Consider the following 7,352-nt stretch of genomic DNA (forward strand, 5'->3'; position numbering starts at 1 on the left):
CTGGCGCACACCAATCGAGATCTTCCTGCTTAATTTACGTCATTAAATTCGTTCAAGTTATTTCTTGCAATCTGCCAAATAAAAAAATCCGCTCATTGAAAAAAGACGTTGCCCTAGTCGCCGGTGCAGCCCTAGCTACAACCGTCACTGGTACAGTAATTCATCAAGTCAATGTTCATGCGGACACGATCAATACGGCACAAACGCCAGCTGTACAAAATAATGCTAGTCAAGAAGCCGCTTTGCAGTCTGCTAATGCCCAGGATCAAAGACAAATCGCAACTATCCGACAAAACGCTGCTGACGTTAAGGCACAGCATGCTTCAGAAATTGCTCAGGTCCAACAACAGGGTCGGGCTAACTACCAGTCTCAGGCAGACCAGGTAAACAGTGAATATAGCCAAAAAATTGCCGCTCAAAGTCAAGCTAATCAAAAGGCTGAGGCACAGACTAGCCAAGCTAATCAATCTCAGCTGGCATCGGCTCAACAAGCACAGAAGAATGCTGTGGCCCACGCCAACGAGGTAAAGTCCGCTGCTCAAGCTGCATATGATCAAGCTGTTGCTAAGGCAAAGAGTGCTCAAACTATCCAGACAAAACAAGCTAACAATGTTTATACTCAAGGTCAGCAACAAGCTCAAGCAGTTCAGATGAAAGCTAAGAACCAAGGCCAGACCAACTATAGTCAAGCTGTTAACCAGGCCCAAACTAATAAGACACAAGCGACTAGTCAAGCCCAAGCTGCTTACGATCAAGCCATCAAGCACGCTGACGATATTTACAACCAAGCCGTTAGCCAAGCTAAGCAGATATTGAATGACGCCAACACGAAGGCCGACAAGACCTACAACGATGCTCTCAGTGCCCTTAAGAAGACTCACGACGATAAGATCAACAGCATCAACCAAGCTTACACCAAGGCCGTTAACGACGCTAAGATCACCCGTGACCTTGAATTCAAGAAGGCCGATGGCGATCCAAACTACTTAACCGACTTGAAGACTCAGCTGCAAAATAAGCTCAATGACCAAATCAAGGCTGATCAAGCAAAGATTGACGCTCTTAAACAAGAGCGTGACGCTAAGCTCGCCGAACTTAAGAAGACCAACGACACCAAGACTAACGACGCTATTCAAGCCATCTTAGCTAAGTACGGCGTTTCCGACGCCCAGGTTCAAACCCAAATTGCGCCATTACTCGCTGACATCCAGGCCAACAAGGCCAAATTAGCCCAGCTCCAGCATGAAGACGCCGTTGCTATGCAAAATGCCATTAGCCACCAGACGACGGGGACCAATATTCAGTTGTCCGGCAAGGCCACGGTTGTTTTACCATCAGCTCAGGGGAGTATCAGCGAAGGTAACGGTACTGCTAACGGTCATGAATTGCCGCAGACTGGTGATGTGGCTTCTAGCCTTGCACTAATTGGCTTGGCATTTAGCAGCCTTCTTGGCCTTGGTCTAACTAAAAAGCGCGAATACTAATAAGAAGTTACTATTTTAGGAGAAAACCCGCTGCTTGCGGGCTTTTTCCTTGTTAACGGGGGAGTAATTGATAATGAAATATTGTCCAAATTGTGGGAGTAAGTTAAAAGCGGATGCCAAGTTCTGTGATCACTGTGGTTACAAGTTGGTTGAGGAAACTACCGAAAAGAAGAGCAATCCGCGTCAGAAGGTGGCAGCTAAGCCGACTGATAATTTGAAGAAGCTAAACCTAAGTGACAATCGCTGGGCAAACAAAATGAAAAAACGGCCGAAACTAACCGCACTGGTTGGCATTGTCGCAGTTATGCTTGTTATCCTGGGGATTGTTTGGTATCAAAATGCGCACAATGTCGCTAAGGTTGTGCCCGGCCATGCCTACCGAATCAAAGACTCGTACATTGTTTTCGGTAAGGATGGCAACGACGATAAGGTCGTGATTACCAGTGATAAGAAGAGCGCCATCGACGCCACGGAAAGTGCATCTAAGTTTAAGTCCGCGTATAACATCATGACCGGTAACAACCAGATCAAATCTGCCTCTTATTCGGCGACAAAGGACTCACTCAAGGTCGATACTAAGATGGTCGAAACGGACCGGAGCAACGAGCACAGCACGGATAACGGCGGTGACGAAATCGTTGCCGGTTCAGCTGGTGGCGTGTTAACCAACGACCTACTGGGGCCACTGGCCAAGGCGGCCGGCAACATGCTGGGGGATGCCTTGAACTCAGCTAGCGATGAGCAGGAGGTCGTCGACGTTGACTTTATCTCCAGTAACGCTGCTAAGGTGAAGGGCAACACTATTCAGATGAACGGTAAGCTGATGAATAGGACGGAGAACAACATCGTCCTCACTAAGGTTAAATAGTTGATAATATAATTTGGGATAAAAAAAGGGGGGCACCGTAATGGTGTCCTCTTTTTGCCCCAAGCAAAAAGGCAGCTCATTACGAGTTGCCTTTTATAATCTGAACTTTAACTTAACGATTACTTGTCTTCGAATTCACCGGTCATTGGGTTCATCTGTTGAACGGTGTTGGTTTGTGGATTGAACTTGTAGATACCTTCCAAATGGGATACGTTCGGGTCGCCGTTGTTGTCACGGACATCGATTTGGTAACCTTCCTTGGCGTTTGGTTGGGTAACCGTGTAGGTCTGACCTTCGTGTTGTTTGATTCCACTCGTCTGGGTGAATTGGTTAGTAACTTGTTCTGCCTGACGAGGAGTTACGCTTTGTTGAGCAGTGTAGCTAGCGCTTGTTTGGCTGGTCGTAACCTGACTCGATGCTTGACTAGCTGCCTGCTTCGTTTCAGTGTTGGCTTTAGCACTCGTTTCATGACTTGCCTTCTTGGCGCTTGGTGCCTGCGTAACCTTAGCAGTTTGTGGATGGTTCGTCTTGGTTGCTGGCGTCGTGCTTTCTGCACAACCCGCTAAACCAAGTGTCATTAATGCTACCAGGGCACCACCGAAGATTTTCTTTGTCATTGTTGTCGTCATTGTTACAACCCCCTACTCTCTTTTGATTTGAAAAATGTTAGGTAATAATTTCTTTACAACTACATTGTAATGCTTTTGAAACAATTATGTAATAGTTTCGTTATTTTAAATTATTTTTCTTGCATTTTAGTTGAATAGGTGTAGACTACATAATCGTCAGGTACCTAACGATTATGTACCGAACAATCAACGTAAAGGGGAATATAGCAAGTGACAACGAGTGACGACCAGTTCTTTCAACGGCTGTTTTGCCTTATTGGGGAAATCCACCTGGTGGCAATGAAACAGCCTGATAATCCAGCCAGCTTTCGTGGCCAGGGCCGGATCATCCACCTTCTTGCCCACCACAGTGGCTTATCGCAGCGCGAGATTGCCAACCTTGCCCAGATAAAACCGGGCTCCGTCAGTGAGGTCCTCGAACGGTTGGCCAGGAGCAAGATGATTACCCGCTGGCGGGACCGGACAGACCGGCGGATTGTCCGGGTCAAGCTGACGGATAAGGGGGAACAACTCTACCACGAGCTTGCCGAGAAGCGCCGGCAGTTTGAAAAGGAAATGTTACAAAATGTAACAGAAGAAGAAAAACAAACCTTTTTAACGGTAATTGCCAAAATGCAGGAACAGTTAAACCACAACTATGGTGACCTGTTACCAAAGGGAAGAAAGGGGTGCGACACGGGTGATTAAAATTGCACGCAAAAACTTAACCGGTTGGGCGACAACGCTCGCGGTGCTCTTCATGTTCATTCAGGTCGCCTGTGACCTTTACCTGCCAACGATTACTTCCGACCTGGTAGATAAGGGAATTGTGCTCAAAGACCTGTCAACCATCTGGCATGATGGTGCCTACATGCTGGGTGTCGCCGCAATCGGCCTGCTCGCGGCAGGGGGGAATGTTTACTTTGCCTCGACCCAGGCGATGCAGGTTGGTGAAAAGCTCCGTCAGCAGGTTTACCACCGGGTCCTCCGCTTCTCCAGTAAGGAGATTAACGACTTTGGTGATTCTTCATTAATTACCCGGTCGACCAACGACATTGTCCAGATTCAAAACGTGATGGTCCAGGTCCTCCGAATGATGCTCCAGTCACCAATCATGCTGGTGGCGGCCTGTGTTCTCGCTTACATCCGTGAACCACGCTTGACCCGGGTCTTCTTGATCAGCCTGCCAATCCTGGCGGTGGTGGTAATTATTGTTATGTACTTTGCCGTCCCACTGTTTAAGAGCATCCAGAAGAAGACCGATCGGATCAACCTCATTTTCCGTGAGGGCCTGACCGGTGTCCGGGTGATCCGGGCCTTTCGTGAAGAAGACCGCGAACAGGAGCGGTTTAAGCGGGCTAACCGGGACTACACCCAGACCGGTATTAAGGCCTTCACCCTGGTATCCTTCCTCTTTCCCGTCATGACGTTAATCTTGAGTCTGACGAATGTCGGCATCATCCTGCTTGGTAGTCAGCTGATTGCCAACATGACGATGCAGGTGGGGAACCTGATTGCCTTCATGACCTACGCCACCCAAATCATGATCAGCTTTATGATGCTGTCGATGATCTTCGTCTTCGTTCCGCGGGCCTCGGCATCTGCTGCCCGGGTCAACGCCGTCTTGGAGAAGCCCATCTCGGTTGCTGACGCGCCGCAGGATGACCAGGTTAAGGTGGACCCCGACACCCCGGCTTCCCTGGACTTTAATAAGGTTAACTTCCGCTACCAGGGGGCCGAAAAGCTCGCCCTCCACAACCTCAACTTCAAGGTGCATGCCGGACAAACCCTGGCAATTATCGGGGGAACCGGGTCAGGTAAATCAACCCTGGTGAACCTAATTCCGCGCCTGTTTGACATTGAGAGTGGTCAGATCACCATTAATGGTCAGCCAATCAAGAAACTTAGTCAGCACGACCTTCACCAGTTGATTTCAATCACCCAGCAGAAGGCGGTCCTCTTTACGGGAACGATTCGGTCGAACCTGCAGTTCGGTAACGAAAATGCCACGGACGACGAGATGTGGCACGCCCTGGAAATTGCCCAGGCGGCCGACTTCGTCAAGGAAGCCGGGGGACTGGACGCCCCAGTTGAACAAAACGGGACCAACTTCTCTGGTGGTCAGCGGCAGCGGCTAGCAATTGCCCGGACAATCATCAAGCCGGCTTCTGTCTACATCTTTGATGATTCCTTCTCCGCACTGGACTTCAAAACCGATGCCGAACTTCGGCTCGCCCTGCGGAAGGATCCCCAGATTCAGCGGACGGTTACGGTCATTGTTGCCCAACGGGTTTCCACGGTGGCCGATGCGGACCTGATTATTGTCCTCGATGAAGGGGAGGTCGTTGGCCAGGGTACCCATGCCCAACTCAAGGCTGAAAACAAGACCTACCAGCAAATTGTTGACTCACAAATTCAGAAGGGGGATGAAGAACGTGCATCGCGGACCAAGAAAGATTAGTAAACCCAAACATTTCTGGCCAACGACGAAACGGTTAGTTGCCTACCTGCGGCCATGGAAGTACGGGGTAATTATTGCCATCCTCCTGGCAATTGCCTCGGTGATCTTCTCCATTATTTCCCCGAAGATCTTGGGGGAGGCAACCACGATTATCTATGACGGGGTCATGAAGGGGTACCGGGAGATCCATGCGGGTCACCACCTGACCAGCCTGCCAATTGACTTTCACCGCATCTTCGAGATCGGTGTGATTGTGGTCCTCCTGTACGTTTTCTCCGGACTCTTTTCCTTTGTTCAACAGATTATCATGACTCGGATCTCGCAGAAGGTGGTTTATAACCTTCGCCAGGACCTGAAGGAGAAGATGAGTCGGGTCCCGGTTAAATTTTACGATACCCACAGTAATGGGGATATTATGAGCCGGATGGTCAATGATATGGATAACATTGCCGGAACCCTCCAGCAAAGTCTGATCCAAATTATCACGAGCTCAATCACCTTTGTGGGGGTCCTCGTTTTGATGCTCACCATTAGCTGGAAGCTAACCCTGGTGGCCTTCGTAATGATTCCCCTGAGCCTGATGGTCGTGACCTTCGTTGCCCCCACCGCCCAGCGGCTGTTCAGTCGGCAGCAGGCAGCCCTGGGGAGAATCAACGGTCAGGTTGAAGAAACCTACGCCGGGCATACCATCGTCCGAACCTTTAACAAGGAAGCGGACGAGGAAAAGCAGTTTGCCAAGAAAAACCATGAGTACTACCGGGCTGCCTGGAAGGCCCAGTTCTTCTCTGTCCTAATTTTCCCGTTGATGAACTTTATCCGGAACCTTGGCTACCTCCTAGTGGCCGTGGCGGGGGCCTTTGCCGTTATCAACGGGCGGATTACCTTGGGGAATGTTCAGGCATTCCTGCAATACACCAACCAGTTCTCCCAGCCAATTACCCAGGTGGCTAACCTCAGCAGCACCATCCAGCAGACGGTGGCCTCGGCAGAGCGGATCTTTGAAGTCCTGGACGCTCCTGAAATGGATGAAACCCTGGTTCAAGACCAGCCCCAGACAAGGCAGCCGGTACCAAAGGTTGAATTTAAGGACGTCCGCTTCAGCTACGGGGATGAGCCACTGATTGAGGACTTCAACCTCAAGGCGCCCCGAAACCACATGGTCGCCATCGTCGGGCCAACGGGGGCCGGGAAGACGACCATCATCAACCTCCTGGAACGTTTTTACGAGATTAAGGGCGGCCATATCTACCTTGATGGCCACGACACCCGTTCAATGACCCGGGACGACTTACGGAGCCATATCGGAATGGTCCTCCAGGATACCTGGCTCTTCACGGGAACCATCTATGATAACATCAAGTATGGCCGCGAAGACGCTACCGCAGAGGAGGTCTACCAGGCGGCCAGGATGGCCCATGCGGACAGCTTCATCCGGGAGCTGCCCGATGGTTACCAAACGGTTCTGAACGAGTCGGCGTCGAACATCTCCCAAGGACAGCGGCAGTTATTGACGATTGCCCGGGCCTTCCTCGCCAATCCGGAGATTCTGATCCTGGATGAGGCCACTAGTTCGGTGGATACCCGGACGGAGGCCCTTATCCAGTCGGCGATGAATGACCTACAGAAGAACCGGACGAGCTTTGTGGTGGCCCACCGGCTCTCAACCATCCGGAATGCCGAGCAGATCATCGTGGTTAACCACGGCCACATCATTGAGACCGGGAACCACGACCAGCTGATGGCCAAGAATGGCTTCTATGCCGACCTGTACAATAGTCAATTTTTAGGCAATAACATCTAAATAACGAAGAAACTGCTGTGGTAGAATAAGGTTCTACAACAGCAGTTTTATTTTCCCGGAATGTCAATTTAAATTAGAAATTGGTCATCTGTAATATACTTCATGAATACTTCCAAAGGTGTTTGATAAT

The 7,352-nt window shown here is 50.1% G+C and carries 6 protein-coding genes; 5 read left to right on the plus strand and 1 reads right to left on the minus strand.

What is annotated here, in order from left to right; translation table 11 throughout:
* Positions 1–95: 95 nt before the first annotated feature.
* Both QOS01_RS09960 and QOS01_RS09965 read left to right on the plus strand, forming a co-directional pair.
* Entirely contained in the window at positions 96–1,484 is a 1,389-nt protein-coding gene (locus tag QOS01_RS09960) for an LPXTG cell wall anchor domain-containing protein (protein WP_283622216.1), read from the plus strand.
* Positions 1,485–1,557: 73 nt separating this feature from the next.
* On the plus strand, positions 1,558–2,352 hold the full coding sequence (locus QOS01_RS09965) for a zinc ribbon domain-containing protein (RefSeq protein WP_283622217.1): 795 nt from the start codon (positions 1,558–1,560) through the stop codon (positions 2,350–2,352).
* Between the two features lie 119 nt (positions 2,353–2,471).
* Here QOS01_RS09965 and QOS01_RS09970 read toward each other — a convergent pair whose 3' ends face one another.
* Positions 2,472–2,981 (minus strand): hypothetical protein, encoded by a 510-nt coding sequence (locus tag QOS01_RS09970; protein WP_283622218.1) that lies wholly within the window; start codon positions 2,979–2,981, stop codon positions 2,472–2,474.
* A gap of 210 nt (positions 2,982–3,191) precedes the next feature.
* Here QOS01_RS09970 and QOS01_RS09975 point away from each other — a divergent pair, with 210 nt between their 5' ends.
* The 3 genes from QOS01_RS09975 to QOS01_RS09985 are packed head-to-tail and all read left to right on the plus strand — an operon-like array spanning position 3,192 to position 7,222.
* Positions 3,192–3,668 (plus strand): MarR family winged helix-turn-helix transcriptional regulator, encoded by a 477-nt coding sequence (locus QOS01_RS09975; protein WP_283622219.1) that lies wholly within the window; start codon positions 3,192–3,194, stop codon positions 3,666–3,668.
* Complete coding sequence (locus QOS01_RS09980) at positions 3,661–5,421, plus strand: ABC transporter ATP-binding protein (protein WP_283622220.1); 1,761 nt, start codon at positions 3,661–3,663, stop codon at positions 5,419–5,421. The genes QOS01_RS09975 and QOS01_RS09980 overlap by 8 nt, the downstream gene beginning before the upstream one ends.
* The gene (locus QOS01_RS09985) at positions 5,387–7,222 is read left to right on the plus strand and encodes an ABC transporter ATP-binding protein (RefSeq protein ID WP_283622221.1); all 1,836 of its coding nucleotides are present in this window, start codon (positions 5,387–5,389) and stop codon (positions 7,220–7,222) included. Before QOS01_RS09980 ends, QOS01_RS09985 begins: the two co-directional genes overlap by 35 nt.
* Positions 7,223–7,352: the final 130 nt, after the last annotated feature.

Source organism: Limosilactobacillus avium, assembly GCF_947381485.1.
In the GTDB taxonomy this organism is placed as follows: Bacteria; Bacillota; Bacilli; order Lactobacillales; family Lactobacillaceae; genus Limosilactobacillus; species Limosilactobacillus avium.